The sequence below is a fragment of the Methylocapsa sp. S129 genome, from assembly GCF_009765995.1.
In the GTDB taxonomy this organism is placed as follows: domain Bacteria; phylum Pseudomonadota; class Alphaproteobacteria; order Rhizobiales; family Beijerinckiaceae; genus Roseiarcus.
In genome coordinates, this window is sequence record NZ_LMUI01000021.1 from 1 (window position 1) to 323 (window position 323).

The following is a 323-nucleotide window of genomic DNA, read 5'->3' on the forward strand; positions in this document are numbered from 1 at the left end:
TGCCGTCGCCGCCGTCGAAGCCGTGCTCGTCTGCGTCCCGTCCGCGCTCGTGTCCGTCGCCGTCAGATGATACGTCCCATCCGCGAATGTCGCCGTCGTCGTGATGTCGAAGGCGCCGCCAGCGCCCACCGTCCCGGAGCCGACCAGGGTCGCGCCGTTGTAAAGCTTGATCGTATCCCCGGCCGCGTCCCCCGTCCCCGCGATCTCAATCGTCCCGCCGTTCGTCGACGTTCCCTGCTGCGCCAAGCCCGTCGGCGCGAGCGAACCCACAATTGCCGTCGCCGCCGTCGAAGCCGTGCTCGTCTGCGTCCCGTCCGCGCTCG

Annotated in this window: 1 protein-coding gene; it reads right to left on the bottom strand. The window is 70.3% G+C overall.

The window, feature by feature from the left end:
• A partial coding sequence (locus tag GSQ90_RS14415) for a hypothetical protein (RefSeq protein ID WP_371418378.1) occupies positions 1-323 on the bottom strand: 323 nt, incomplete at both ends.